This is a genomic window from Mycolicibacter senuensis, from assembly GCF_002101885.1.
Classification (GTDB): domain Bacteria; phylum Actinomycetota; class Actinomycetes; order Mycobacteriales; family Mycobacteriaceae; genus Mycobacterium; species Mycobacterium senuense.
Window position 1 is genome coordinate 110,463 of record NZ_LQPS01000035.1, and the last position, 23,432, is coordinate 133,894.

Below are 23,432 nucleotides of genomic sequence, written 5' to 3' on the forward strand. Positions count from 1 at the left end.
ATGTGCGTGACTTCCCGGTTCGACAGCAGCGTCTACGCCCACCGCCTGGCCGCCGCGGCCGCCGCCACCGGAAAGGCCGGCCTGGCCGGTCTGGTGATCACACCGGGCTACGACCTGCGCTACCTGACCGGGTCGCGGGCTCAGACCTTCGAACGGCTCACCGCGCTGGTGCTGCCGGTTTCGGGCCCGCCCACCATGGTGGTGCCGCGACTGGAACTGGCGGCGCTGCGCGAATCGGCGGTGGCGGATCTGGGCGTGGCGGTGCGGGACTGGGTCGACGGCGAGGACCCGTACCGCATGGTGGGTGAGGCGCTGGGGGGCCGGCCGGCAACCGCGGCGGTCACCGACGCGATGTCGGCGCTGCATCTGCTGCCGCTGATCGATGTCCTCGGGGCGACCCCGGTGCTGGCCACCGACGTGTTACGTCAACTGCGAATGATCAAGGATCCCAGCGAGATCGATGCACTGCGCAAGGCCGGTGCGGCGATCGACCGGGTGCACGCCCGGGTGCCGGAGTTCCTGGTGTCGGGCCGCACCGAAGCCGACGTCGCCGCCGACATCGCCGACGCGATTGTGGCCGAGGGCCATTCCGAGGTGGCTTTCATCATCGTCGGTTCGGGCCCGCACGGCGCCGACCCGCATCATGAGTGCTCGGAGCGTGAACTCGCGCTCGGCGACATCGTGGTGGTCGACATCGGTGGTCCGGTCGAACCCGGATATCACTCCGACTCGACTCGAACCTACAGCCTGGGTGAGCCGGAACCCGAGGTTGCCCACCGGTATTCGGTGTTGCAGCGAGCGCAACGCGCCGCGGTCGAGTGTGTTCGTCCGGGAGTCACGGCGGCGCAGGTCGACGCGGCGGCACGCGATGTGCTGGCCGAAGCGGGTCTGGCGGAATACTTCGTGCATCGCACCGGTCACGGTATCGGCCTGTCGGTGCATGAGGAGCCTTACATCGTCGCCGGTAACGACATCGCCCTGGCGGCCGGGATGGCGTTCTCGGTCGAGCCCGGCATCTACTTTCCCGGCGAGTGGGGCGCACGTATCGAGGACATCGTGCTCGTCACCGCCGACGGCGCCGAAGCACTGAACAACCGGCCGCACGATCTGGTGGTGGTCGGGGTCTAGCGGGTGCCGCGGTCGAGCAGATCCGCCGATCCCAGTACCCGTTCCACCTGCACTTCGATCACCACACGCTGCGGATTGACCCGCGGCGTCCGGTATCGCTGCGCGTAGCGCAGTTCGGCGTCGCGGACCGCGGCGACCGCATCGTTGACGGTTGCGCGGCCCTCCAGGGAGAGCCACCGCGCGCCGTCGACCTGGCTGAGCACGGCCACGCCGGCGCGGTCGGCGTTGACCGCCTTCTGCGAGCCACCGGTGGTGATCACCCGGGCGATATGGGTTTTCGGGTCGAAGGTGAAACCGACCGCGACCACATGGGGCGAGTTGTCGGCGCGCAGTGTGGTCAGCATCGCCAGGTGCCGTTCCGTGAGGAACGCCAGCGCGTCACTGGTGAGCCGGGTCGTTGCGTTCGCCATCACCGCTCACGCTAGCGCAGGTGATAATCACAGCCGTGAACGACACGGTGGACGGGCCGGTGGTGATTTTCGGCGGGCGCAGCGAGATCGGGGGAGAACTGGCGCGCCGGCTGGCACCCGGGGCGACGGTGGTGCTGGCCGCCCGGTCCGCCGACCGGCTCGACGCCGAGGTCGACGCGGTGCGCAACGCGGGTGCCGCTGCCGTGTACACCGTCGAGTTCGACGCCGACGACCTGGCGGGCCACGGCCCGCTGGTCGCGCGGCTGGTTGCCGAGCACGGACCGATCGGCACCGCCGTGGTGGCCTTCGGGATTCTGGGCGACCAGGCACGCGCCGAGGCCGACGCCGCACATGCGGTCGCCATCGTTCATACCGACTACGTCGCTCAGGTCAGCCTGCTCACTCACCTGGCCACGGCGATGCGAGCAGCCGGCCGGGGCCGCATGGTGGTGTTCTCGTCGGTGGCCGGGATGCGGGTGCGGCGGGCCAACTACGTCTACGGCTCGGCCAAAGCCGGCCTCGACGGCTTCGCCGGTGGACTCGCGGACGCACTGCACGGCAGCGGGGTGGGGTTGCTGATCGTTCGGCCCGGGTTCGTGATCGGGCGGATGACGGCCGGCATGAAGCCGGCTCCGCTGGCCAGCACCCCGGCGCAGGTGGCGGCGGCGACGGCTCGCGCACTCGAGCGGGGGCGGCGCACGGTTGCGGTTCCCCGGCGACTGCGGATCATGTTCATCGTCATGCGCCTGGTGCCGCAGACCGTGTGGCGGCGGATGCCGCGTTAAGGCACCGAATAGCCCCGCGACCGGGTAATTTCGAGGTTCGAAACGCCCGAACTTATCAAGTTAATTAAAATTCACACCTAAATCACATGTGACGAGCTGGTTTCCGCCCGCCGAACAGGACTATGGTGTAAAACCATGGACGATCGTGATAAAGACCCGTCGGTGGTGCTGCCATACCTGATCGGACGGCCGCTGCCCGCCACCGAAGTTTACGAGGCCTTCGGCTATCGCAAGTCGGCCTATTACAAGGCAGCCCACGAGGGCAGGCTGATCACTGCCGACAACCTGCTCCGGGTGGCCCAGCACTTCGGCTTGAACGCTGTGGACCTGCTGGTGCGCTACGGGTTGATCTCGCCCGACGCGGTGGCCGCCTACATCGACTCGGCGCAGCCGAACGGCTCGCCGTTGCCCAAGCTCGCCGAACTGCACCCGGTCGCGAGCCGGCCCCCGCTGTAGCCGCGCCGGCTCAGCCCGCCCATCGGCGAATCGTTCCGTGTGCCGCGGTGCCGGGCGAGTAGATTCGCCGGTGTGGCCCCAACCTTCGCCGAGATCGCCAAATCCAACTACCTGTTGCTGACCACGTTCACCAAGGATGGTCGCGCCAAGCCCACTCCGGTGTGGGCCGCCCCGGACGGGGATCGACTATTGGTGATCACCCAGGAGTCGGCTTGGAAGGTCAAGCGGATCCGCAATACCCCGCGGGTCACCTTGACACCGTGTGACATGCGGGGCCGGCCCACGGGGGAGCCCGTCGAGGCGGTGGCCACTGTGCTGGACAAAGCCCACAACGGCGCCGTCTACGCCGCGATCGGCAGGCGTTACCCGATCGTCGGCCGGGTGTTCAACGTGTTCAGCAAGCTGCGCGGCGGAATGCGCACCAATGTCGGGCTGGCGCTGACGCCGGCTGCCGGCTGACCCGACGACTACGTCACATATAGTGGATTTTAGTCATTAAAATTAGGATGGTTGGTCCGAACCACCCCGACAACGAGGAGCTCCCGTGGCCGCCTTCACCTCCGACCAGATCCTCGGCGACATCGTCACCGCCGACCCGTCGACAACCCGCATCCTGAGCAGGTTCGGGATCGACTTCTGCTGCCACGGCCAGCGGACGCTGCGTGATGCGTGCGCCGCCGACGGCGTCGACGCCGACCAGCTGCTCGCGGCGCTGAACAGCTCCGATGCGCCCACCGAGCGCGCCGACTGGGCCGACTTCGACGACACCTCGCTGATCGCCCACATCGTCAGCACCCACCACCAGTTCCTCTGGGACGAGTTCCCGCGGCTGGCGGAGCTGGTCGACAAGGTGGCGCGGGTGCACGGCCCCAACCACGGCGAGCTGGTACGCGTGCGCGAGCTCTTCCATCAGCTGCGCGCCGGCATGGAGCCACACCTGCGCACCGAGGAGACCATGCTGTTCCCCGAGATCAGCCTGCGCGCCGGCCGCCCGGACCGGCCGCTCTCCGACGACCTGCGCGACGAACTGGCCGAGAACCAGCAGGAGCACGACAACGCCGGCCACCTGCTCGCCGAGCTGCGGACGCTCACCGACGGCTACGCCGTTCCGGCGGACGCCTGCGCCAGCTACACCGCGATGCTGGCCGGTCTGGCGGACCTGGAGAGCGACATCCACCTGCATGTGCACAAGGAGAACAACGTGCTGTTCCCGCGGGTGCTCGCCGGGGCCGGCGCCCCGGCCTGAGCTCAACCGCCGGCGTGCAGGTGTTCGCCGAAGAACGCGAACACCCGCGCCCAGGCGTCGGAGGTTGCGGCGTCCTTGTAGCCGAAGCCGGTGATGCGGAGCAGCGGCTGGGCCGGCAGTTGGTTGGCGAAGCTGTGCCCCGCTCCCGGATAGGTCTTGATGTCGTGCGCGATGTTGTGGTGCTCGACGACCCGGCGGAGCCGGTCGGGGGCGCCTTTGCCCAGCGGATCACGGCCGCCGAAGCTGGCGACGATCGGGCAGGCGCCGCTGAGGGTCTCCTCGAGGTGCCGGGGCAGTGGCGTGCCGTAGAACGGAGCCGAGGCTCCGAACCCCTTGGGGGACAACATCAGTGCGAACTGCCCGCCCATGCAGAAACCGGCGATCCCGACCTGGCCCGAGCATTCCGGCATGCCCAACAGGTGGTCGCGGGCAGCCAAGATGTCGTCCAGCGCTCGGCCGCGCTGGGTCAGCAGTTCGCGGAACACCCGGGTGATACAGCGTGCCCGGCCGCCGCGGGAGTACAGGTTCGGCGACACGGTCAGATAACCCGCGCCGGCGATGCGCTCGGAGATGGCTGTCATGTCCGCGGCGTAGCCGATCGCGTCGTGGACCACCACCACACCGGGCCACGGCCCGGGACCCTCCGGAATGTCCAGCAGCGCATCGATGGGTCCGCCGGGAGTGGCAATGTCGATGGTCGTCATGGCCTCAAGGTATTCCCTGGGACGCCGGGTGGGAACCTCCTCGACAGTTCAGACGTTGGGGTGGCATGGCGAGCGCTGTGTTGCGGATCGTGCTGATCTATGTCCTGGTCGAGTCGGCAGCGGTTGCCGGGCTGATCTGGGGGATCGGTTTCGGCTGGACCGCACTGTTGCTGCTGGGCGTCTTCCTGGCGGGGCTGGCGTTGTCGGCCGGGCAGATCAAACGCCAGGTAGCCCGGTTGCGTGCCGGCGCCGGCCAGCGTGTGCTCGCCGACGGCGGGCTGATCGCGGCGGGCACGCTGCTGGTCGTGGTCCCCGGGCCGGTGACCACGCTGGCAGGCCTGGCGCTGCTGGCGCCTCCGACCCGGGCCGCCGCGCGCCCGGTGCTGGCTGCGGCGGCAGCCGCCGGGCTCGGCCGCCGCACGCCCCTGGTGGCCGCCACCGTCATCGGCCGACGCTGGTACACCGCCCGGCGCGCTCCCGGCCGCCGCCTCGACTACATCGACGCCGAATTCGTCGACGTCACCGATACTCAACCGCCCGCCCTGTCCGTCGGTTGATCCGGCACCCCGTACTTTCTACGTCGTGACCGTTGTGCCCGGGGCTCCCACATCGCTGTTGCTCGGCGGGCGTATCCACAGCCCGAGCCATCCGGATGCCACCGCGATGGCCCTCCGCGACGGGGTGGTCGCCTGGCTGGGCAGTGACGCCGTCGGCCGCGAGCAGTTTCCGCACGCCGAGGTCACCGACCTCGACGGGGCCCTGGTGACACCGGCTTTCGTAGACAGTCACGTTCATGTCACCGAGACGGGACTGTGCCGCACCGGCCTGGATCTGCGGGCGGCCACCTCGCAGCGGCACTGCCTGCAGTTGATCGCCGATTACGCGGCAGCTCATCCCGACCAGCCGATCTGGGGGCACGGCTGGGACGAATCGGGCTGGCCCGACGGCGCGGCCCCGGACACCGCGGCGCTCGACGCGGTGGTGGGCGAGCGACCGGCCTACCTGTCGCGGGTCGACGTCCACTCGGCGCTGGCGTCCGGCGGGCTGCGCAAGCGGGTGCGCGAACTTCCGGCGGATTGCGGCATCGGGCCACTGTCCGGCGCCGCCCACCACCTGGTTCGCGCCGCGGCCCGGGAACTGCTCACCGCGCCGCAACGCGCCGCTGCCCGCACCGCCGCCCTCGACGCCGCCGCCGCGGTGGGCATCGTCGCGGTCCACGAGTGCGCCGGCCCGGACATCGGCGGCCTCGACGACTGGCGGGAACTGCGGGCCCTGCACCACGGTGTCGAGGTCATCGGCTACTGGGGCGAACCGGTCACCAGCGCCGCCCGGGCGCGCGAACTGCTCGCCGACACCGGCGCCCGCGGGCTGGGCGGTGATCTGTTCGTCGACGGCGCGCTGGGCTCACACACCGCCTGGCTGCACGAGCCCTACGCCGACGCCGCCGGCTACACCGGGGTGTGCCACCTGGACGCCGACTCCGTCCGTGCCCATCTGTGGGCGTGCACCGAGGCCGGGGTGACCGCCGGGTTCCACGTCATCGGGGACGCCGCGGTGTCCTCGGTGATCGCGGCACTGCAGCCGGTGGTGCAGCACTTCGGGGTCGCAGCGGTGGCGGCCTGCGGGCACCGGCTGGAGCATCTGGAGATGGTCAGCGCCGAGCAGGCCGCCCAGCTGGGATCGTGGGGCGTGATCGCCAGCATGCAGCCGGGTTTCGACGCGCGGTGGGGCGGCGACGACGGCATGTACGCACAGCGGCTGGGTGTGCAGCGCGCCGCGGGGCTGAACCCGTTCGCGCTGTTAGCATCCCAAGGCGTGCCCCTCGCGTTCGGTTCCGACAGCCCGGTCACCGAGCTCGATCCGTGGGCCGCAGTCCGCGCGGCCGCACACCACCGCACCCCCGGCAGCGCGGTGTCGATGCGGGCGGCGTTCGGCGCCGCGACACGCGGTGGCTGGCGCGCCGCCGGCATCAACGACGGCATCAGCGGAACCCTGGTGCCCGGCGCACCGGCCTCCTACGCCATCTGGGAGCCCACTCCGCTGGCCGTCGCGGCGCCCCGCGACACGGTTCAGCGATGGTCGACCGATCCGCGCTCACGGGTGCCCGCGCTACCGGTACTGGAACCCGGTGGCTCACCGCTGTGTCGGCGCACCGTGCACCGGGGTGTGGTGCTGCATGGCTGAGACCACCGACCATCCCGACCCCGCTCCGGTCGCCGGCCCGAACAGGCTGGAACGCCTCGGCATCGCGGCGGCCGACCGTTGGGCCCAACTGGCGGCGTCGGTGGTCGCCGGGATGCTGCTTCGGGCCAGCTTCCCGCCGCTGAACTGGTGGTGGGCGGCGATTCTGGCCTTCGGGTTGCTGGCCTGGGTGCTCATTCGCCGCGAGACCACCGTCGCCGGTGGTTTCGGCTACGGCCTGCTGTGCGGCCTGGCGTTCTATCTGCCGCTGCTGCCGTGGGTGGGCGGACTGGTCGGGGCGCTGCCCTGGCTGATGCTGGCGCTGATGTGCGCGCTGTTTCCCGCCGTGTTCGGGGCCGCGGCGGTGGCGCTGCGCGATCTGGCGGGCTGGCCGGTCTGGTTCGCGTTGCTGTGGGCCGCGCAGGAATGGGCGAAATCGATGGTCCCGTTCGGTGGATTCCCTTGGGGGGCTATCGGATACGGTCAGACGTCGGGACCGCTGCTGCCGCTGGTCGCGCTCGGCGGGGTGCCGCTGCTGTCGCTGGCCGTGGCGCTGACCGGCTGCGCCGGGACGGCGCTGACGGTGGAGATTATCCGGTGGCTGCGGGAGGCTTCGCCGCCGACCGCGGCGGACTCCGGCCGTCCACCGGCGGTCCTGCTACCGGGGCTGTGCATCTGCCTGGTGCTGCTGTCGGCGGTCGTGGTATGGCCCGGGGTGCGCCGCTCCGGCGCGGGCGCCGGTGATGACCCGGCGATCACGGTGGCAGCGGTGCAGGGCAACGTGCCGCGTCTCGGGCTGGACTTCAACGCCCAGCGTCGCCAGGTGTTGGACTATCACGTCCGGGAGACCCTGCGGTTGGCCGACGACATCGAGGCCGGGCGGGCAGCCGCGCCGCTGTTCGTGATCTGGCCGGAGAACGCTTCCGATATCGACCCGATCGCGAACGCCGATGCCGCCCATGAGATCACCATGGCCGCTCAGGCGATCGACGCCCCGATCCTGGTGGGCACCGTGCGTGCGGCGCCCGGCTGGACCAGGGAGAACCCGGTGGCGACGAACTCGGTGCTGGTGTGGGACCCGCAGACCGGTCCGGGAGAGAGCCACGACAAGCGGATCGTGCAGCCGTTCGGCGAGTACCTGCCATGGCGCGGGTTCTTCCGTCAGCTGTCCGGCTACGCCGACCGTGCCGGCTATTTCGTGCCGGGCGACGGTGACGGTGTGGTGCATGTCGCGGGCGTTCCGGTCGGCGTGGCCACCTGCTGGGAGGTGATCTTCGACCGGGCGCCCCGCGAATCGGTCTTGGCCGGTGCCCAGCTGCTGGCGGTGCCGTCCAACAACGCGACGTTCGACGAGACGATGAGCGAGCAGCAGCTGGCCTTCGCCAAGGTGCGCGCCGTCGAACACAACCGGTACGTCGTCGTTGCGGGAACCACCGGGATCAGCGCGGTGATCGCTCCCGACGGCCGCGAACTGGCCCGCACGGCGTTCTTCGAACCCGCCTACCTGGACGCTCACGTGCGGCTCAAGACCGCCCTGACCCCGGCCACCCGGTGGGCGCCGATCCTGCAATGGGTGCTGCTCGGTGCGGCTGTTGCCGGCCTGTTGGCGGCAATACGGCAAAATGGTCGATTCACCTGGTTCACGCGTCGTAGCACCGGCGCCGATGTTGACTCCGAGGAGCGGCGCCGATGAGTGATCGTCCCAGCCTGCACACGCTGGTGGTGGTTCCCACCTACAACGAGCTGGAGAATCTGCCGGTCATTCTCGGCCGGCTGCAGCAGGCCCGCCCGGACGTGCACGTCCTGGTGGTGGACGACGGCAGCCCCGACGGCACCGGCAAGCTGGCCGATGAGCTGGCCGCCGCCGACCCCGAGCGCATCCACGTGATGCACCGCACCGCCAAGGCCGGCTTGGGAGCGGCCTACCTCGCCGGTTTCGCCTGGGGGCTGGCTCGCCACTACCAGGTGGTGGTCGAGATGGACGCCGACGGCAGCCATGCGCCCGAGCAGCTGTACCGGCTGCTGGAAGCGATCGACGCCGGAGCCGACGTAGCGATCGGTTCGCGCTATGTCGACGGCGGCGCCGTGCGCAACTGGCCGGTGCGCCGCCTGGTGCTGTCCAAGACCGCCAACACCTACGCCCGGCTCCTGCTGGGAGTGGGAATCCACGACATCACCGCCGGGTACCGGGCCTACCGTCGCGAGGTGCTGGAGAAGATCGGTCTGGACGCGGTCGACTCGAAGGGGTACTGCTTCCAGGTCGACCTCACCTGGCGGGCGGTCAACAACGGTTTCACCATCACCGAGGTGCCGATCACGTTCGCCGAGCGCGAGCTGGGCGTCTCCAAGATGAGCGGCTCCAACATCCGTGAGGCGATGGTCAAGGTCGCCCGCTGGGGTATCGGCGGCCGGATGAACCGGCTTCGGGGCCGGAGCGGCTGAGAAAACCCGCAGGTCAGCCGCGACGGCGGGTCTTGATCAGGTCCAGGCGCTCCTTGAGCAGCTCTTCGAGGTCTTCGATCGAGCGGCGCTCCAGCAGCATGTCCCAGTGCGTGCGCGGCGGCTTGACCTTCTTCGGCTCGGGCAGGTCGCCCTCGAGCAGGGTGCCCTCCAGGCCGTTACGGCACATCCAGGTGCCCGGAAGCTCCGCGTCGTCGGCGAACGGGACCTCGAACTCCTCACCGTTGTCGGTGCGGTACCGCGCCATCCGGCGTGGCGCCAGGTCGTGGTTGCGGTCGGTCTCGTAGCTCACGGCGCCCAGTCGACTGCCCCGCAGTACACGATCAGCCATGACCCACACTCCTTTGAACCTGTTTGTCTTCGAATTCGTCTCGCCTTGACAACGCGGGCGGGCCCTGTGCAGTTCCCGACGCACGCGGCACAGCCCCTAATGATACCGGGATCAGCGCGACCGCCGGACTAAGGTGTTCAGGCGTGCCGCGCAGTCCCCGCCCCCAGCCGTGCCGGTGGTGCGGCCGAGATGTCGGCGACGCCGGAATCGGGCGGCGCCGGCAGTACTGCCGGCAATCCTGCCGGCAGCGCGCCTACGAGCAGCGTGCCCTGATCAGCAGCGGTAAGACCACGGCGCTGGCGCCTGATTCGGTGGTGCTCTCCGCCGAGGAGGCGACGGCCTTGTCCGACCGGGTGTATCAGGTGCGGTGCGCGGCCGAGGACGTCGCGACCGCGCTGGCCGAGGACGCCGGCCGCGATGAGCTGCGGCAGCTGTGTGAGGCGTTGCTGCAGGCCGTCGACGCTGCCGACCGGTGGCGTTGAGGCGTCAGCTGGCGCAGCTGTAGAGCTTGCCGGCGTCCGCGGGCGGTGGCACCGGGCGCAGGCAGCCGAACACGCCGATGTCCTCCGGGCTGAACCGCACCGCCGAGCGGTGCGCGTAGTTCACGCAGAACAGCCCGGCCCGATCCGCGCGGCAGCGGTAGTCGCCGAACGACAGCACCGATCCGTCGGGCAGTTCGGCCCCTTGGCCGTGCAGGAACCGGCCCGGGTCGCCGTGCGCGGAGCCGACGCGCAGCGTGTTGCCGGCGTAGTCGATCCAGCCGCCCTTCCACTGCCCGTAGATCTCCTCGGGCTGCGCCGGCGGATTCACCAGGTCCACCACGCAGGTCAGCGGGCTGTCGGCGGAATCGGAATCGGTCATGCAGTTGGTGCTGCGGCGGGGTGCGGCCGAGACGGTGAACGCGACCTCCTCGATGAGGTCGGTGGTGGCGCCGTCGCGGGTCGCGCTGTGGTAGCCGCCGGCATCCACCGGGCGGCCGGCCTCGATCCAGGCGATGACGTCGGCGACCGGCGCACCGGCCGGGGGAGCGGCCAGCGGCTTGGGTGATGCCGAAGTCGGTGCGGCCGACGATGACGTCGCGCTGGTGGCCGTGGTGCCCGATCCGCTCGGGGTCGGCTCCGGCTCGTCGACCGTCGCGCGGGAGCATCCGGCGAGCAACAGCAACACGACGATGAGCCCGGTGAGACGCATGCCGTTAGGCTAGCCGCCGGGGCTGATTCGGCGGTCCAGCTTCACCTCTCCTTCGTCGAGGTTCGCTAACCGCCGGCCGGTTCGCTAACGTTCGGCTCATGCATGACAACCCTGTGCAGGCCAGCGTCGCCACCGGTGTCGTGGAGGGTTTCGCCCGCGACGGGGTGCGCCGGTGGCGTTCCATCCCGTATGCCCGGCCGCCGGTGGGCCCACTCCGCTTTCGGGCGCCCGAGCCTGCTGAGCCGTGGTCGGGGGTACGGCATTGCCACGGGTTCACCAACTGCGCGCCCCAGGCGCGGATGTACACCATGCTGGGCCCGGGCCGCTTCCAGCCGACCAGTGAGGACTGCCTGACCCTCAACGTGGTGGCCCCCGAGGAAGCCGGTGACGGCCCGCTGCCGGTCATGGTGTTCATCCATGGTGGCGGCTACATCCTGGGCAGCTCGGCCACCCCGATCTACGACGGGGCGGCGCTGGCCCGCCGCGGCTGCGTGTACGTGTCGGTCAACTACCGGCTCGGTGCGCTCGGCTGCCTGGATCTGTCGTCGCTGTCGACCTCCGCGGTCACCGTGGACAGCAACCTGTATCTGCGGGATCTGGTGTTGGCGCTGCGCTGGGTCCGCGAGAACATCGCGGCGTTCGGCGGCGACCCCGGCAATGTCACCATTTTCGGCGAGAGCGCCGGTGCGCACATCGTCGCCACGCTCCTGGCGGTGCCGCAAGCCGAGGGTCTGTTCGCCCGGGCGATCGCCGAGAGCCCCGCTGCCGGCATGGTTCGCGGTCCCGACGTGGCCGCCGAGTTCGCCGACCGGTTCGCCGCGCTGCTGGGGGTGCGTTCCCCCGACGCCGCGCATACCCTGCTGCGCGTGTCGCCGGCCGAGCTGCTGGCAGCCCAGGACCGGTTGCTCGCCGACGGCACCCGCGACATGCTCGGCGCGTTCCCGATCGGGCCGGTGTTCGGCGACGACCTGTTGCCGCTGGACCCGGTCGAGGCGATGCGGCGGGGTTCGGCCCACCAGGTACCACTCATCGTCGGCAGCAACGCTCACGAGGGCCGGTTGTTCACCCGGTTCTTGAAGATGTTGCCGACGACCGAGCCGATGGTCGAGGCGGTGCTGGCCAACACCGAGGCGGGCGTGCGCGACCGCATCATCGCCGCCTACCCCGATTACCCCGACCGGAAGGCCTGCATCCGCCTGGGCGGCGACTTCGCCTTCAACGCGGCGGTGTGGGAGATCGCCGAAGCGCACGGGGCTCACGCACCCGCCTACGTCTATCGCTACGACTACGCGCCGCGGATGCTGCGCTGGTCGGGGATGGGCGCCACGCATGCCACCGAACTGTTCGCTGTGTTCGACGTCTACCGCAGCGGCGGTCTGGGGCGGCTGCTCACCGCCGGCGCGGACCGGCGGGCGGCGGTGCGGGTCAGTGGCCAGGTGCAGCGGCGCTGGCGGGCATTCAGCCGGGACGGGGTGCCCGGCGACGACTGGCCGGCCTATGACCGATCCGACCGTGCCGTCATGGTGTTCGACCACAAGACGCGGGTGGAGTTCGACCCGTCGCCGGAGCGCCGGATGGCCTGGGCGGGGTTCACCCTGGCGCGCTAGCGACTGGGCGCGCCGCCGATCAGGTGCGGATCACCCGGGTGCCGCCGGCCAGCTCGTCGTGCTTGCCCTGTTTGGTCGCGCTGCCGCTGATCGTCACCGCGATCACGAGATAGGCGACGAAGGCCAGCAGCGGACCGAGGTAGGGCAGTACCGCCAGCAGCGTGAAGGCATTGCGGACGGCCGACTGACCCAGCGTGGGCGTGGATGCACCGTCGGGTCCGCGCACCGCCAGCCCGAGCAGCCGTTTGGCCGGGCTGGACCCCTGGGTGACCTCGAACAAGACGAAGTAGCCGTAGGTCAGCACGCCGGAGAACAGGCCCGTCACCAGGAACGGGTAGTCGTCGGCGAACACGAACAGTGACAGCGCGAAGGCCACGATGCTGACCAGCACACCGTCGATGAGCCGGGCCCAGAAGCGCCTGCCCAGGCCACCCGGCTTGTGCCCCCATGCGGGCTGCTGTCCCCAGCCCTGCGGCGGCGGGTAGGGGCCGGGCTGGCCATAGCCGGGGCCGTTCGGGCCGAAATCGCCGCTTGCCATCAGATGCGCTCCTGACCACGTTGGATGTCCGCCAATGTACCGTGGCGGACCGGGACGAAACGGGATTCTGCGGACGGCGAAACGGCATGGACCAAGCCGTCGGCGTGTCGTGGGTGATCTACGGCCGGGCCGTGCTGCGGCGCCGGCGATACGGTGGTGATCATGCGGGCGCTGATGATCGTCGACGTGCAGAACGACTTCTGTGACGGCGGCGCGCTGCCGGTGACCGGCGCTGTGGCGGTCGCCCACGGCATCACCCGTTACCTCGACAGCGAGACCGCACGCGACCGCTACCGCTACGTCGTGGCGACCAAAGACTGGCACATTGACCCCGGTGGGCACTTCTCGCAGCGGCCGGACTACGTGACGTCGTGGCCGCCGCATTGCCGCGCCGGAACACCCGGTGCGGATCTTCATCCCGCGCTGCGCACCGACCGGATCGACGCCGTCTTCACCAAAGGTGACTACGACGCCGGCTACAGCGGATTCGGCGGCGTCGACGACACCGGCACCGCACTGGGCGACTGGCTGCACCAGCGCAACGTGGACCGTGTCGATGTGGTCGGCGTCGCGACCGACTACTGTGTGCGCCGCACCGCCGAGGACGCGGTCCGCGCCGGGTTCGTCACCGCGGTGCTGCCGCAACTGACCGCGGGGGTGGCGGCCGACTCGACGGCCGCTGCGCTGACGGCGATGCGCAACGCCGGTATCGCTGTGGGGGAGGAAGCCCGATGACGGACTCGATAGCGCAGGATCTGCTGGCCACCGTCGAGCAGTCGCCGGCCGCGGCCGCCGCCCACGACCGGACCGGCTGGGTGGGTCTGTTCAGCGCCGACGGCCAGGTGGAGGACCCGGTGGGCTCCCGCCCGCACGTCGGTGCCGAACAGATCGGCCGGTTCTACGACACGTTCATCGGGCCGCGCGGCATCACCTTCCACCGCGACCTGGACATCGTGCGCGGCACGACGGTGGTGCGGGACCTGGAACTCGAGGTCGCGATGGGTCCATCGGTGATCATGCACATCCCGGCGATTCTGCGATATGACCTGACCGAGGACGACCTGACCGCGAACGATCTCACCGAGGCCGGCCGCCGATGGAGGCTGCGGCGGTTGCGGGCCTACTGGGAACTGCCGGCGATGATGCGCCGGTTCCTCGGCAACGGCGTTGCGGCGACGCCCGCCACGGTTCAGCTGTCGCGATCACTGCTGCGCAACCAACGCGTCGCCGGCACCGCCGGGTTCGCCGCCGGATTTCGCCGTCCGGCCGGCCGGGGCAAAAGGCCGGTGCGGGCATTCCTCGCCGCCGTCTCCTCCGGCGAGTTGTCCACTGTCACTGCGGCGCTATCACCCGCTGTGACAATGACTTACGGCGATGACACCGCCATCGATCTCGCCGAGCTCGCCACCCGGCTGGTGGGCGCCCGCCCGACGAAGCTGCTGGCGGCCGGCCGCACCGTCGCGGTTTCCCTCACCGCTGCGCAGCACCGCGGGGTGCTGTTCGCCGACGTGGACCGCGGCGGCCGCGCGATCACCACGATCCGGTACTTCGCAGAAGACTGAGTCGCCGGTCCGGGCGAGGATAAGCTCAACGGCGTGCCAAGCTTTCGAATCGCCGAAGTCGCCGAATTGCTCGGGGTCAGCGACGACACCGTGCGGCGCTGGATCGACTCCGGTCGCCTGTCGGCGTCCACGGGCAGTGGACCTCGGGTGGTCGACGGAGCCGAGCTGGCGCGGTTCGCCCAGGAGCGCGCGTCAGTGGAGCCGGTGTCGCGCAATCCGGTGGTGGGCCAGTCCGCCCGTAACCGGCTGGTCGGGCTGGTCACCAACGTGACCCGTGACACGGTGATGGCGCAGGTCGATGTGCAGGCCGGTCCCTTCCGGCTGGTGTCGCTGGTCAGCCGGGAGGCCGCCGACGAACTGCAGTTGCAGCCCGGCAGCTTGGTCGTCGCGTCGGTGAAGGCCACCAACGTCGTGCTGGAACTGCCGCGCCGGGCCGGTTCCGCCGGTCACACCGATCCGGCGGCCGAGTTCGGATAGCTCAGTCCAGCAGCATCACCAGCGACGCCGTCGACAGCACTAGGTACACGGCGGGAAAGCCGATGTTGTACCACACGCCGGCCCGCAGATGCGTCACGACGGCCCCGATGAAGAAGGCGACCAGCCCGGCCGCGGCGGCCGGACCGATGAGCGGGACGCCCGCCAGTCCGATGAGCAGACCGGCGCCCCCGGCCAGCTTCAGCCCGCCCAGCATCGGCAGCCACGATCGCGGCACCCCAACCTGAGCCGAATTGGCCAGGACGAACGGTGCCGGAATGAAGTCGGCGACGGCGATGGCGATCGTGATGACGGCCGTCACGGTGATGGTCGCCAGGTAGAGGGTCGATACGCTCATGATGTTGGTCTTCCTTTCGTCGGTGGATGTGGCTATCCCTGTCAATGACGACTCCCGGACGGCGAAGGTGACCCATGAACGATGTGAAAGTACTGGCGGAGCAGTTCGAAGACCTTCGCCACCGCCTGCACGCGGTGGCATTTCACCTGCTCGGATCGAGCGCCGACGCCGACGACGCGGTTCAGTCGGCCTGGCTGAAGGCCAGCGGCGCCGACTTCACCGCGGTGGACAACCTGCCCGGCTGGCTCACCACGATCACCGCCCGCACCGCGATGGATCAGTTGCGGGCGCGTGCCCGGCGCGGCGAGCGACCGCTGTCCGAAGCAATCGGCAGCGCCGCCGTTCCGGCCGCCGACGAAGCGGTGTTGCGCTCCGATGCGGTCAGCCGTGCGCTGCTGGTGGTGCTGGACCGGTTGTCGCCGGCACAGCGGGCCGCCTTCGTGTTGCACGACGTGTTCGACATACCGTTCGAGCAGATCGGTGGCGTGCTGGATCGGTCAGCGGATGCGGCCAAGAAGCTGGCCAGTCGGGCACGCGCCCGATTACACGCCGGGCCGGTCGCCGAACCGCGGCGCCGTGCCGAGCACCTGCGGGTGGTGTCGGCCTTTTTGGCGGCCTCGCGCGGTGGCGACATCCCGGCGCTGCTCGAGTTGCTGGCGCCCGAGGTGGTGCGCCGGGTCGACCCGCTGCTGGTGCCCGCCGATGTGCCCGTCGAGCTGCGCGGTGCCGCCGACATCGCCACCGAGACCCGCCGCTTCACCCGCCGGGCACGCGCCGGTGCAGTGCTGTTGGTCGACGACGCACCCGGCATCGCGATCGCGCCCGGGGGCCGGCTGCTGGCCGTGCTGCGCATCGGTATCGGTGACGACGGGCGCATCGACTCCATCGATATCGTCGGCGATCCCGACCGGCTGCGCCCCTTGACGCTGCGGCTGCCGGGAACCGGCCGGGCGTGAACCCCCGCGACGGCTGATCGCCGCCGCCCGGTTCTGCTTGGATGGGTCACGCGAACCGATTCGGCCGTCAATGAGGGGGCATCCCATGCCAGAGGAAGTAAAGGCTCCGGAGGAAGCGAAGGCTCCCGCGGAGGCGCCGGTGGCGGTCAAGGCACGCGGCATCGCCATGACCGGCCCGTGGGGGCGGGTTTTCGGCCCGCTCGATCTGGACGTCCAGGCCGGCGGGGTCAGCGTGCTGATCGGACCGCCCGGATCGGGCCGCACCGCGCTGCTGATGAACCTGGCGGGCCGGATGAAGCCATCGGCGGGATCGGTCACGGTGTTCGGGCACAGCAAGGCCCGCGACATCTTCGGTGTCGCCGCCCTGGCCGGCGTGGAACACCTCGACGCGATCTTCGAGTCGGTCACGGTCCGCGACCTGATCACCGAGCAGATCCGCTGGGACGCGGCCTGGTACCGGCTGGTGCGGCGCGCCGGCGGAGCCGAACGCGACGCCGTGTGCGGGCCGGTCTTCGGTGAGCTGCCGCCGCCCCGGCTGGACGACTACGTCGAGCAGCTCGACGAACTGACCGGTCTGTTGTTGCGCATCGCGCTGGCCAATACCGCGCGTCCGCCGCTGCTGGTGGTGGGCAGCATCGACCAGGTCACCAGCGACCGCGACCGCCAGGTGCTGGTCGGCCGGCTGGTCGAGCTGGGGGAGCACCAGACCGTGATCACCGCCTCGGCCAACGAGCTCCCGGAGGGCTCCGGGGTTGCCGCGCAGATCCACGTCGAACACCTGGAACCGGCCGAAGTCACCGGTCACGGCAGACACGAGAAGAGGGATTCCTGATCATGCTCGCCGGAATGTCATTGGGCACCGACCTCAAACGCTACTCGCGCGGCACCATGCCGCGAGTGGCCCTGCTCACCATCATCGTGCTGCCACTGCTCTACGGCGCCATGTACTTGTGGGCGTTCTGGAATCCGTTCGCCGCCATCGACAAGATCCCGGTCGCGCTGGTCAACTCCGACACCGGCGCCACCGTCGAGGGCCAGCAGCTGCGGGCCGGCGACGAGGTGACCCGCGGGTTGGTCGACTCCGGCCAACTCGACCTACACGAGGTTTCGGAAGCCGAAGCCGCCAAGGGGGTTTCCGACGGCACCTATTACTTCTCGATCACGCTGCCGCCCGACTTCAGCACGGCGGTGGTCTCACCGGCGGGCCCGCACCCGCAGAAGGCGCAGATCCAGTTCCGGTTCAACGACGCCAACAACTACCTGGCATCGGTCATGGGGCAGAACGCCGCCCGCGAGGTGCTCAACCAGGTCGGCGCCAAGGTCGGCCAGCAGGTGATCGGGACCGCGCTGACCCAGGTGACCGACGAGGTGAAGCAGGCGGCCGACGGCGCCGGCCAGCTGTCGGAGGGCTCGAAGACGTTGGCCGACAATCTCGGTACGGCACGCGACGGTTCTGCCGCGCTCGCCGATGGCAGCCGGCGGTTGTCGGCGGGCATCCAGCAGGCCACTGATCCACTGCTGAAGCTGACCGACGACCTCGACGCCATGGGCTTCGACCCGAACGCCGCCGGCGCCGCCGCGACCGCGTTGAGCGGCAACATCAAAACGGTGTCCGACCGGATCGCCTCGCTCAACGTCAATTACCAGCAGGCCGCCGGAATCGTCAACCAGGTGGTGGACGCGTTGCGCGCCAACCCCGACCCGGCGGTGCGCGGGCTCGGTGACACCCTCGCCGGCGCTCAGCGGCTGCTCGCCGTCAAGGGGCTCGACCCGGCCACCGACGAGGGGCTGGCCCAGTTGCGCGGCAACGCCCAGAAGCTGGAGGGCGACCTGGCCGATCCGGGCAGTGGGCTGCGCACGCTCATCGCCCACGCCCTCGACGGCGGACTCAAGAACGACCTGGTCGCGTTGCGCGACGGCGCAACCGAGCTCGACGCCGGCGCGCACCAGCTCAGCGACGGCCTGGTCCAGTTGGCCGACGGCAGCAACAGACTCGAAGACGGTGCGAGGGAGTTGGCCGACGGGTTGGGCCAGGCCGATCAGCGCGCCTCGACGATCACCGACCAGCAGCGCGTGGAGGTGTCGCAGATCCTGGCCAGCCCGGTCGGTGTCGGCATGGACTTCACCCATCACGCCGCCACCTTCGGCACCGGGTTCGCCCCGTTCTTCTTGCCGCTGGCATTGTTCATCGGTTCGCTGATCGTCTGGATGTTGCTGACCCCGTTGCAGACTCGTGCCATCGTCAACGGCCTCGGCGCGGTGCGGGTGGTGCTGGCATCCTATTGGCCGGCGCTGCTGCTGGGTGTCTGTCAGGTGGTGCTGATGTACGCGGTGGTGCATTTCGGGGTGGGGCTGCAGGCGCGCTACGCCGCGGGCACGGTCGCCTTCCTGGTGCTGATCGCCGCGGCATTCCTGGCGATGATCCAGGCCTTCAACGCGGTGCTGGGCGTCGCGGTCGGCCGGGTGGTCGCGCTGGCGTTCCTGATGTTCCAGCTGGTGTCCTCCGGTGGGGTCTATCCCGTGGAGACGACCGCCAAACCCTTCCAGATCTTGCACCCCTACGATCCGATGACATACGCCGTCAACGGTTTACGGCAGTTGACGGTGGGCGGTATCGACGCTCGGTTGTGGACGTCGGTGGCGGTGCTGGGCGGCATCCTCGTCGTATCGCTGGCCGCCAGCGCGTGGGCCGCTCGCCGAGATCGCCAGTTCACCCTCGAACGTCTTTACCCGCCGATCGAAGTGTGACGGTTCGGCCGGTGCGGTCTTCGAGCGGAACACCGTTGCGGCGTCGCACCGTGGTGCGCGGGGCCGCGGCGTTGGGGCTGGCCGCCGCGGCGCCGTGGCCGTCGGCGTGCGGAGCCGACGACGACGCGCTGCGGTTCTTCTTCGCGGCCAACCCGGAGGAGGCCGACGCCCGGATGCGCATCGTGGATGCCTTCCAGCACCGGCACCCCGATATCCGGGTGCGCACCGTGCTGGCCGGCGGAGACCCCACCCAGCAGATCTCGACGTTCTGCGCCGGTGGCAGGTGCCCGGATGTGTTGATGGCCTGGGAGTTCAACTACGCGGAACTGGCCGATCGCGGCGTGCTGGCGGACTTGAACCCCCTGTTGGACGCCGACCGTGGGTTCGCCGCAGCGTTGCGCGCCGACAGCATCCCGGCACTGTATGAGACGTTCGGCTTCAACGGCGGGCAGTACGCCTTTCCGGAGCAGTGGTCGGGGGCGTTCCTGTTCTACAACGCCCGGATCTTCGCCGAGGCCGGTGTTCCGCCGCCGCCGGGACGCTGGGATGAGCCCTGGTCCTTCGGCGAATTCCTGGACACCGCAACCGCACTGACCCGCCGGGCCAGCAATGGCAGAGTCAGCCGGTGGGGCTTCGTCGACACCTGGTCACCGCCGTATTCGGCGGCGCTGTTCGGCATGAACAACGGCACGCCCTGGGCGGTGCCGCGGTTCAACCCCACCCACCTCAACTACGACGACGACGACTTCCTCGCCGGCATCCAGTTCTACGCCGACCTGGCAAACGTGCACCGCGTGGCGCCGGCCGCCTCCGACACCCAGGCGATGTCCACCATGGGCTTGTTCACCGCAGGCAAGGCGGCGATGGCACTGGGCGGACATTGGCGCTACCAGACTTTCGCCCAGGCCGAGGATCTCGATTTCGACGTGGCGGTGCTGCCGACCGGGCCGGCCGCGGCCGCCAAGGGGATGGCTGCCCGCTCGGCCATCGGCAGCACCGGCCTGGCGATCGCCGCGGCCAGCCGCCACCGCCGGCAGGCGTGGGAGTTCGTCAAGTTCGCCGCGGGCCCGGTGGGCCAGTCGCTGATCGGGGAGTCCGGGCTGTTCGTGCCGGTGCTGCGATCCGCGATCGCTGCGCCCGGGTTCACCGCCGCGCACCGCGGGATCACCAATCTGGCGGTGCTCACCGGCGGCCCGGCCCACTCCGAGGGGCTGCCGATCTCGCCGGACTGGCAGCGGATACACGCGCTGATGGACCGCGCGATCGGGCCGGTGCTGCGCGGGAAGCGCCCGGCCGCCACCCTCAAGACCGGTCTGTCACCCCAGATCGACGAGTTGTTGGCGTCCCAATGAATCCCACACGAGCATGAACCCGACACGCAGGCGCGCGCGGGCCGGCCGGTGGTTCATCGCCCCGAACCTGGCGGCGGTCGCGGTGTTCATGGCTTTTCCGCTCGCCTTCTCGCTCTACATGAGTTTTCAGAAGTGGGATCTGTTCACCCCGCCGACGTTCGTCGGCGCGATGAACTACGCCGACCTGTTGACCGCGGACCCGCTGTTCGGTATCGCGGTCCGCAACACCACGGTGTTCACGATCGGCACCGTGGTGCCGACGGTGGTGATCAGTCTGGCGGTGGCCGGGCTGCTGAACCGCGCGGTCCGGGGCGTCGGATTGTTCCGGGCGATCGCCTTCCTTCCGCTGGCGGTGTCCTCGGTGGTGATCGCGGTGGTGTGGCAGTTCGTGTTCAATACCGACAGCGGCCTGCTCAACATCATGCTCGGCTGGTTCGGGGTCTCGCCGGTGCCGTGGCTGACCGAGCCGCACTGGGCGATGGCGTCGCTGTGCCTGGTAAGCGTGTGGAAGAGCGTCCCGTTCGCGACGGTGATCCTGTTGGCGGCCATGCAAGGTGTTCCCGAGTCGCTGCACGAGGCGGCCCGCATCGACGGCGCCGGGGAGGTCCGGCGCTTCGTGTCGATCACGGTGCCGATGATCCGGGGCGCACTCTGGTTCGTGGTGGTCATCTCGGTCATCAACGCGTTTCAGGCGTTCGACCTGGTCTATGTGCTCACCGGCAGCAGCGGCGGCCCGGAGACCGGCACGTATGTGTTGGCAATCATGCTGTTTCAGCATGCGTTCGCGTTCCTGGACTTCGGTTACGCGTCCGCGCTGGCGTGGGTGATGTTCGCCGTGCTGCTGGTGTTGACGATCATCCAACTGCGGTTGTCGCGGCGAAACGCGGTGGACCAGTGACAGGGCGGCCGGTGCGGCACCGCATCGCCGGACTGCTGGGCGTGTACGCCGGGTTGGCCGGTGTCGCGGCATGTGCGCTGTTCCCGATCTTGTGGGCGCTGTCGGGGTCACTGAAACGCCAGGCCGAGATCAGCCTGCCGATGCTGTTGCCGGCGCATCCACAGTGGTCGAACTACCTCGAGGTGTTCGCCCGGATGCCGTTCTGGCGGATGTTCTTCAACACCGTTCTCTACGCCGGGTGCGTGACGGCCGGGCAGGTCTTCTTCTGCTCGCTGGCCGGCTATGCCTTCGCCCGGCTGCCGTTCACCGGGCGCGACACGCTGTTCGCGCTGTACCTGGCCACGTTGATGGTGCCGCTGACGGTCACGGTGATCCCGCAGTTCATCTTGATGCGGGTCTTCGGCTGGACCGACACCGTGTGGGCGATGATCATCCCGGGGCTGTTCGGCAGCGCGTTCGGCACCTATCTGATGCGGCAGTTCTTCGCGACGCTGCCCGTCGACCTCGAGGAGGCGGCCATTCTGGACGGCTGTTCGCCGTGGACTGTCTACTGGCGGATCCTGCTGCCGCACGCCAAGCCGGCGGTGCTGATGTTGGCGGTATTGACCTGGATCAACGTCTGGAACGATTTCCTGTGGCCGCTGTTGATGATCCAACGCGAGGAGATCGCCACCCTTACCCTCGGACTGGTGTGGATGCAGGGGGAGTACGTCGCCGAGTGGCCGGTGCTGATGGCGGCGTCCATGCTGATGCTGGCGCCGCTGATCATCATCTACGCCGTGGCGCAGCGTGCTTTCGTCAGCGGGATCGCCGCCACGGGCTTCGGTGGACGGTAGCGGGGGCGCAGTGGCTTCGGTGACGTTCGATGCGGTGACCCGGCGCTATCCCGGCGCCGAGCGCCCGGCGCTGGATTCCTTGGATCTGTCGGTGCGCGACGGCGAGTTCATGGTGCTGGTCGGGCCGTCCGGGTGCGGCAAGACGACGACCCTGCGGGTGCTGGCCGGCCTGGAACCCGTTGACACCGGCCATATCTTCATCGGCAGCGACGAGGTCACCGAGACGGACCCGGGACATCGCGACATCGCCATGGTGTTCCAGAACTACGCGCTGTACCCGCACATGACGGTGGCGCAGAACATGGGTTTCGCGCTCAAGGTGGCCAAGACCCCGAAGGCCGAGATTCGCGCCAGGGTGCTGGAGGTCGCCCAACTGCTGGGACTGCAGGATCACCTGCAGCGCAAACCCAAGGACCTGTCCGGCGGTGAACGCCAGCGGGTCGCGATGGGCCGGGCGATCGTGCGGCGCCCGCAGGTGTTCCTGATGGATGAGCCGCTGTCGAACCTGGACGCCATGCTGCGGGCGCAGACCCGCAATCAGGTCGCCGAACTCCAACGGCGGCTGGGCATCACCACGGTCTACGTCACCCACGACCAGGTGGAGGCGATGACCATGGGTGACCGCGTCGCGGTGTTGCGCGACGGGGTGCTGCAGCAGTGCGCGCCGCCCCGGGAGCTGTACCGCAACCCGGCCAACGTGTTCGTGGCCGGATTCATCGGCTCGCCGGCGATGAACCTGTTCACCGTGCCGGTTGTCGACGGTGCGGTCTCACTGGGTGGGTACACCCTGGCTGTGCCGCGCGAAATCGCCACCCACGAAACCGAACTGGTAATCGGAGTACGACCCGAGCATCTCGTGCTCGACGGCGGCGGCGCCGACGTAGACGTGGAGCTCGTCGAGGAACTCGGCGCCGACACCTACGTGTACGGCAGAGTTATCGAATCCGGTGGAGCCTCGCGCCGGGCCGTCACTGCCCGGGTCGCGGGCGACAGCTCCTTGCGGCGCGACGACCGCGTCCGGTTGCGCCCCGATCCTGAGCATGTGCACTTCTTCAGTGCGGACGGCGTGCGACTCGGTCTGTGATGCCCCCGGGCGGGTGCGAGTGTCCGCCGATTCGGGTAGACTCGAACACGTGTTCGAATCGAACTTGCCTTCGCCGGCCGCCCTCGGTGGTCTCGACAATGCGGGCCTGGTCGATGTCATCCAGACA

The 23,432-nt window shown here is 69.6% G+C and carries 27 protein-coding genes; 21 read left to right on the forward strand and 6 right to left on the reverse strand.

Features of this window, described 5'->3' with window-relative positions; genetic code table 11:
• Positions 1–1,128, forward strand: a complete 1,128-nt coding sequence (locus tag AWC24_RS10310) for a M24 family metallopeptidase (RefSeq protein WP_085084585.1) — start codon at positions 1–3, stop codon at positions 1,126–1,128.
• Here the strand turns inward: AWC24_RS10310 and AWC24_RS10315 are convergent.
• Entirely contained in the window at positions 1,125–1,538 is a 414-nt protein-coding gene (locus AWC24_RS10315) for a F420-dependent biliverdin reductase (protein ID WP_013829042.1), read from the reverse strand. The genes AWC24_RS10310 and AWC24_RS10315 overlap by 4 nt on opposite strands.
• Before the next feature lie 35 nt (positions 1,539–1,573).
• On the opposite strand from AWC24_RS10315, the gene AWC24_RS10320 reads away from it, so the two are divergent.
• From AWC24_RS10320 to ric, 4 genes are all read left to right on the forward strand, one after another.
• Complete coding sequence (locus AWC24_RS10320) at positions 1,574–2,323, forward strand: SDR family NAD(P)-dependent oxidoreductase (RefSeq protein ID WP_085084587.1); 750 nt, start codon at positions 1,574–1,576, stop codon at positions 2,321–2,323.
• Positions 2,324–2,458: 135 nt separating this feature from the next.
• Positions 2,459–2,779: a hypothetical protein gene (locus AWC24_RS10325; protein ID WP_085084589.1), complete on the forward strand. Its 321-nt coding sequence runs from the start codon at positions 2,459–2,461 to the stop codon at positions 2,777–2,779.
• Positions 2,780–2,851: 72 nt separating this feature from the next.
• A complete protein-coding gene (locus tag AWC24_RS10330) occupies positions 2,852–3,238 on the forward strand; it encodes a PPOX class F420-dependent oxidoreductase (RefSeq protein WP_085084591.1) in 387 nt (128 codons plus the stop codon).
• Between the two features lie 85 nt (positions 3,239–3,323).
• Entirely contained in the window at positions 3,324–4,025 is a 702-nt protein-coding gene (ric, locus tag AWC24_RS10335) for an iron-sulfur cluster repair di-iron protein (RefSeq protein ID WP_085084593.1), read from the forward strand.
• Between the two features lie 2 nt (positions 4,026–4,027).
• Here ric and AWC24_RS10340 read toward each other — a convergent pair whose 3' ends face one another.
• Entirely contained in the window at positions 4,028–4,729 is a 702-nt protein-coding gene (locus AWC24_RS10340; protein ID WP_085084595.1) for a dienelactone hydrolase family protein, read from the reverse strand.
• 65 nt (positions 4,730–4,794) lie between these two features.
• On the opposite strand from AWC24_RS10340, the gene AWC24_RS10345 reads away from it, so the two are divergent.
• From AWC24_RS10345 to AWC24_RS10360, 4 genes are all read left to right on the forward strand, one after another.
• A complete protein-coding gene (locus tag AWC24_RS10345; protein ID WP_085084597.1) occupies positions 4,795–5,286 on the forward strand; it encodes an FxsA family protein in 492 nt (163 codons plus the stop codon).
• 106 nt (positions 5,287–5,392) lie between these two features.
• Complete coding sequence (locus AWC24_RS10350; RefSeq protein ID WP_165757729.1) at positions 5,393–6,913, forward strand: amidohydrolase; 1,521 nt, start codon at positions 5,393–5,395, stop codon at positions 6,911–6,913.
• Entirely contained in the window at positions 6,906–8,603 is a 1,698-nt protein-coding gene (gene lnt, locus AWC24_RS10355) for an apolipoprotein N-acyltransferase (protein WP_085084599.1), read from the forward strand. Before AWC24_RS10350 ends, lnt begins: the two co-directional genes overlap by 8 nt.
• Positions 8,600–9,352, forward strand: coding sequence for a polyprenol monophosphomannose synthase (locus AWC24_RS10360; protein WP_085084601.1), 753 nt, complete (start codon positions 8,600–8,602; stop codon positions 9,350–9,352). Before lnt ends, AWC24_RS10360 begins: the two co-directional genes overlap by 4 nt.
• 13 nt (positions 9,353–9,365) lie before the next feature.
• On the opposite strand, the gene AWC24_RS10365 is transcribed toward AWC24_RS10360, so the two are convergent.
• Positions 9,366–9,701, reverse strand: coding sequence for an RNA polymerase-binding protein RbpA (locus tag AWC24_RS10365; protein WP_085084637.1), 336 nt, complete (start codon positions 9,699–9,701; stop codon positions 9,366–9,368).
• Between the two features lie 143 nt (positions 9,702–9,844).
• Between AWC24_RS10365 and AWC24_RS10370 the strand changes: the two genes are divergently transcribed.
• A complete protein-coding gene (locus tag AWC24_RS10370; protein ID WP_085084603.1) occupies positions 9,845–10,183 on the forward strand; it encodes a hypothetical protein in 339 nt (112 codons plus the stop codon).
• Between the two features lie 4 nt (positions 10,184–10,187).
• Here the strand turns inward: AWC24_RS10370 and AWC24_RS10375 are convergent, their stop codons facing one another.
• On the reverse strand, positions 10,188–10,892 hold the full coding sequence (locus tag AWC24_RS10375; protein WP_085084604.1) for a hypothetical protein: 705 nt from the start codon (positions 10,890–10,892) through the stop codon (positions 10,188–10,190).
• 98 nt (positions 10,893–10,990) lie between these two features.
• Between AWC24_RS10375 and AWC24_RS10380 the strand changes: the two genes are divergently transcribed.
• Complete coding sequence (locus AWC24_RS10380) at positions 10,991–12,499, forward strand: carboxylesterase/lipase family protein (protein WP_085084606.1); 1,509 nt, start codon at positions 10,991–10,993, stop codon at positions 12,497–12,499.
• Positions 12,500–12,518: 19 nt separating this feature from the next.
• On the opposite strand, the gene AWC24_RS10385 is transcribed toward AWC24_RS10380, so the two are convergent.
• On the reverse strand, positions 12,519–13,037 hold the full coding sequence (locus AWC24_RS10385) for an RDD family protein (RefSeq protein WP_085084608.1): 519 nt from the start codon (positions 13,035–13,037) through the stop codon (positions 12,519–12,521).
• Between the two features lie 162 nt (positions 13,038–13,199).
• Between AWC24_RS10385 and AWC24_RS10390 the strand changes: the two genes are divergently transcribed.
• Genes AWC24_RS10390 through AWC24_RS10400 form a run of 3 tightly spaced genes read left to right on the forward strand, consistent with a single transcriptional unit; the run spans position 13,200 to position 15,076 of the window.
• Positions 13,200–13,772, forward strand: coding sequence for an isochorismatase family protein (locus tag AWC24_RS10390; RefSeq protein WP_085084638.1), 573 nt, complete (start codon positions 13,200–13,202; stop codon positions 13,770–13,772).
• On the forward strand, positions 13,769–14,599 hold the full coding sequence (locus AWC24_RS10395) for a ketosteroid isomerase family protein (RefSeq protein ID WP_085084610.1): 831 nt from the start codon (positions 13,769–13,771) through the stop codon (positions 14,597–14,599). The genes AWC24_RS10390 and AWC24_RS10395 overlap by 4 nt, the downstream gene beginning before the upstream one ends.
• A 33-nt stretch (positions 14,600–14,632) precedes the next feature.
• Complete coding sequence (locus tag AWC24_RS10400; RefSeq protein ID WP_013829024.1) at positions 14,633–15,076, forward strand: TOBE domain-containing protein; 444 nt, start codon at positions 14,633–14,635, stop codon at positions 15,074–15,076.
• 1 nt (position 15,077) lies between these two features.
• Here the strand turns inward: AWC24_RS10400 and AWC24_RS10405 are convergent, their stop codons facing one another.
• Positions 15,078–15,431, reverse strand: a complete 354-nt coding sequence (locus AWC24_RS10405; protein ID WP_085084612.1) for a DoxX family protein — start codon at positions 15,429–15,431, stop codon at positions 15,078–15,080.
• Positions 15,432–15,505: 74 nt separating this feature from the next.
• Between AWC24_RS10405 and AWC24_RS10410 the strand changes: the two genes are divergently transcribed.
• The 7 genes from AWC24_RS10410 (at position 15,506) to AWC24_RS10440 (ending at position 23,305) form a co-directional block, all read left to right on the forward strand.
• Positions 15,506–16,387, forward strand: coding sequence for a sigma-70 family RNA polymerase sigma factor (locus AWC24_RS10410; protein WP_085084614.1), 882 nt, complete (start codon positions 15,506–15,508; stop codon positions 16,385–16,387).
• 85 nt (positions 16,388–16,472) lie between these two features.
• Positions 16,473–17,219, forward strand: coding sequence for an ATP-binding cassette domain-containing protein (locus AWC24_RS10415; protein ID WP_085084616.1), 747 nt, complete (start codon positions 16,473–16,475; stop codon positions 17,217–17,219).
• Between the two features lie 2 nt (positions 17,220–17,221).
• Entirely contained in the window at positions 17,222–19,135 is a 1,914-nt protein-coding gene (locus tag AWC24_RS10420; RefSeq protein WP_085084618.1) for a YhgE/Pip domain-containing protein, read from the forward strand.
• An 11-nt stretch (positions 19,136–19,146) separates the two neighbouring features.
• The gene (locus AWC24_RS10425) at positions 19,147–20,487 is read left to right on the forward strand and encodes an ABC transporter substrate-binding protein (RefSeq protein WP_234807324.1); all 1,341 of its coding nucleotides are present in this window, start codon (positions 19,147–19,149) and stop codon (positions 20,485–20,487) included.
• A gap of 13 nt (positions 20,488–20,500) precedes the next feature.
• Entirely contained in the window at positions 20,501–21,385 is an 885-nt protein-coding gene (locus tag AWC24_RS10430) for a carbohydrate ABC transporter permease (protein WP_085084620.1), read from the forward strand.
• Complete coding sequence (locus AWC24_RS10435) at positions 21,382–22,221, forward strand: carbohydrate ABC transporter permease (protein WP_085084621.1); 840 nt, start codon at positions 21,382–21,384, stop codon at positions 22,219–22,221. Before AWC24_RS10430 ends, AWC24_RS10435 begins: the two co-directional genes overlap by 4 nt.
• Positions 22,222–22,231: 10 nt before the next feature.
• A complete protein-coding gene (locus tag AWC24_RS10440) occupies positions 22,232–23,305 on the forward strand; it encodes an ABC transporter ATP-binding protein (protein ID WP_085084623.1) in 1,074 nt (357 codons plus the stop codon).
• Positions 23,306–23,432: the final 127 nt, after the last annotated feature.

Coding starts and splice junctions, on each gene's coding strand:
- AWC24_RS10310 (WP_085084585.1), top strand. CDS start 1: ATGTGCGTGACTTCCCGGTTCGACAGCAGCGTCTACGCCCACCGCCTG.
- AWC24_RS10315 (WP_013829042.1), bottom strand. CDS start 1,538: ATGGCGAACGCAACGACCCGGCTCACCAGTGACGCGCTGGCGTTCCTC.
- AWC24_RS10325 (WP_085084589.1), top strand. CDS start 2,459: ATGGACGATCGTGATAAAGACCCGTCGGTGGTGCTGCCATACCTGATC.
- AWC24_RS10340 (WP_085084595.1), bottom strand. CDS start 4,729: ATGACGACCATCGACATTGCCACTCCCGGCGGACCCATCGATGCGCTG.
- AWC24_RS10345 (WP_085084597.1), top strand. CDS start 4,795: ATGGCGAGCGCTGTGTTGCGGATCGTGCTGATCTATGTCCTGGTCGAG.
- AWC24_RS10350 (WP_165757729.1), top strand. CDS start 5,393: ATGGCCCTCCGCGACGGGGTGGTCGCCTGGCTGGGCAGTGACGCCGTC.
- lnt (WP_085084599.1), top strand. CDS start 6,906: ATGGCTGAGACCACCGACCATCCCGACCCCGCTCCGGTCGCCGGCCCG.
- AWC24_RS10360 (WP_085084601.1), top strand. CDS start 8,600: ATGAGTGATCGTCCCAGCCTGCACACGCTGGTGGTGGTTCCCACCTAC.
- AWC24_RS10365 (WP_085084637.1), bottom strand. CDS start 9,701: ATGGCTGATCGTGTACTGCGGGGCAGTCGACTGGGCGCCGTGAGCTAC.
- AWC24_RS10375 (WP_085084604.1), bottom strand. CDS start 10,892: ATGCGTCTCACCGGGCTCATCGTCGTGTTGCTGTTGCTCGCCGGATGC.
- AWC24_RS10380 (WP_085084606.1), top strand. CDS start 10,991: ATGCATGACAACCCTGTGCAGGCCAGCGTCGCCACCGGTGTCGTGGAG.
- AWC24_RS10385 (WP_085084608.1), bottom strand. CDS start 13,037: ATGGCAAGCGGCGATTTCGGCCCGAACGGCCCCGGCTATGGCCAGCCC.
- AWC24_RS10390 (WP_085084638.1), top strand. CDS start 13,200: ATGCGGGCGCTGATGATCGTCGACGTGCAGAACGACTTCTGTGACGGC.
- AWC24_RS10395 (WP_085084610.1), top strand. CDS start 13,769: ATGACGGACTCGATAGCGCAGGATCTGCTGGCCACCGTCGAGCAGTCG.
- AWC24_RS10405 (WP_085084612.1), bottom strand. CDS start 15,431: ATGAGCGTATCGACCCTCTACCTGGCGACCATCACCGTGACGGCCGTC.
- AWC24_RS10410 (WP_085084614.1), top strand. CDS start 15,506: ATGAACGATGTGAAAGTACTGGCGGAGCAGTTCGAAGACCTTCGCCAC.
- AWC24_RS10415 (WP_085084616.1), top strand. CDS start 16,473: ATGCCAGAGGAAGTAAAGGCTCCGGAGGAAGCGAAGGCTCCCGCGGAG.
- AWC24_RS10420 (WP_085084618.1), top strand. CDS start 17,222: ATGCTCGCCGGAATGTCATTGGGCACCGACCTCAAACGCTACTCGCGC.
- AWC24_RS10430 (WP_085084620.1), top strand. CDS start 20,501: ATGAACCCGACACGCAGGCGCGCGCGGGCCGGCCGGTGGTTCATCGCC.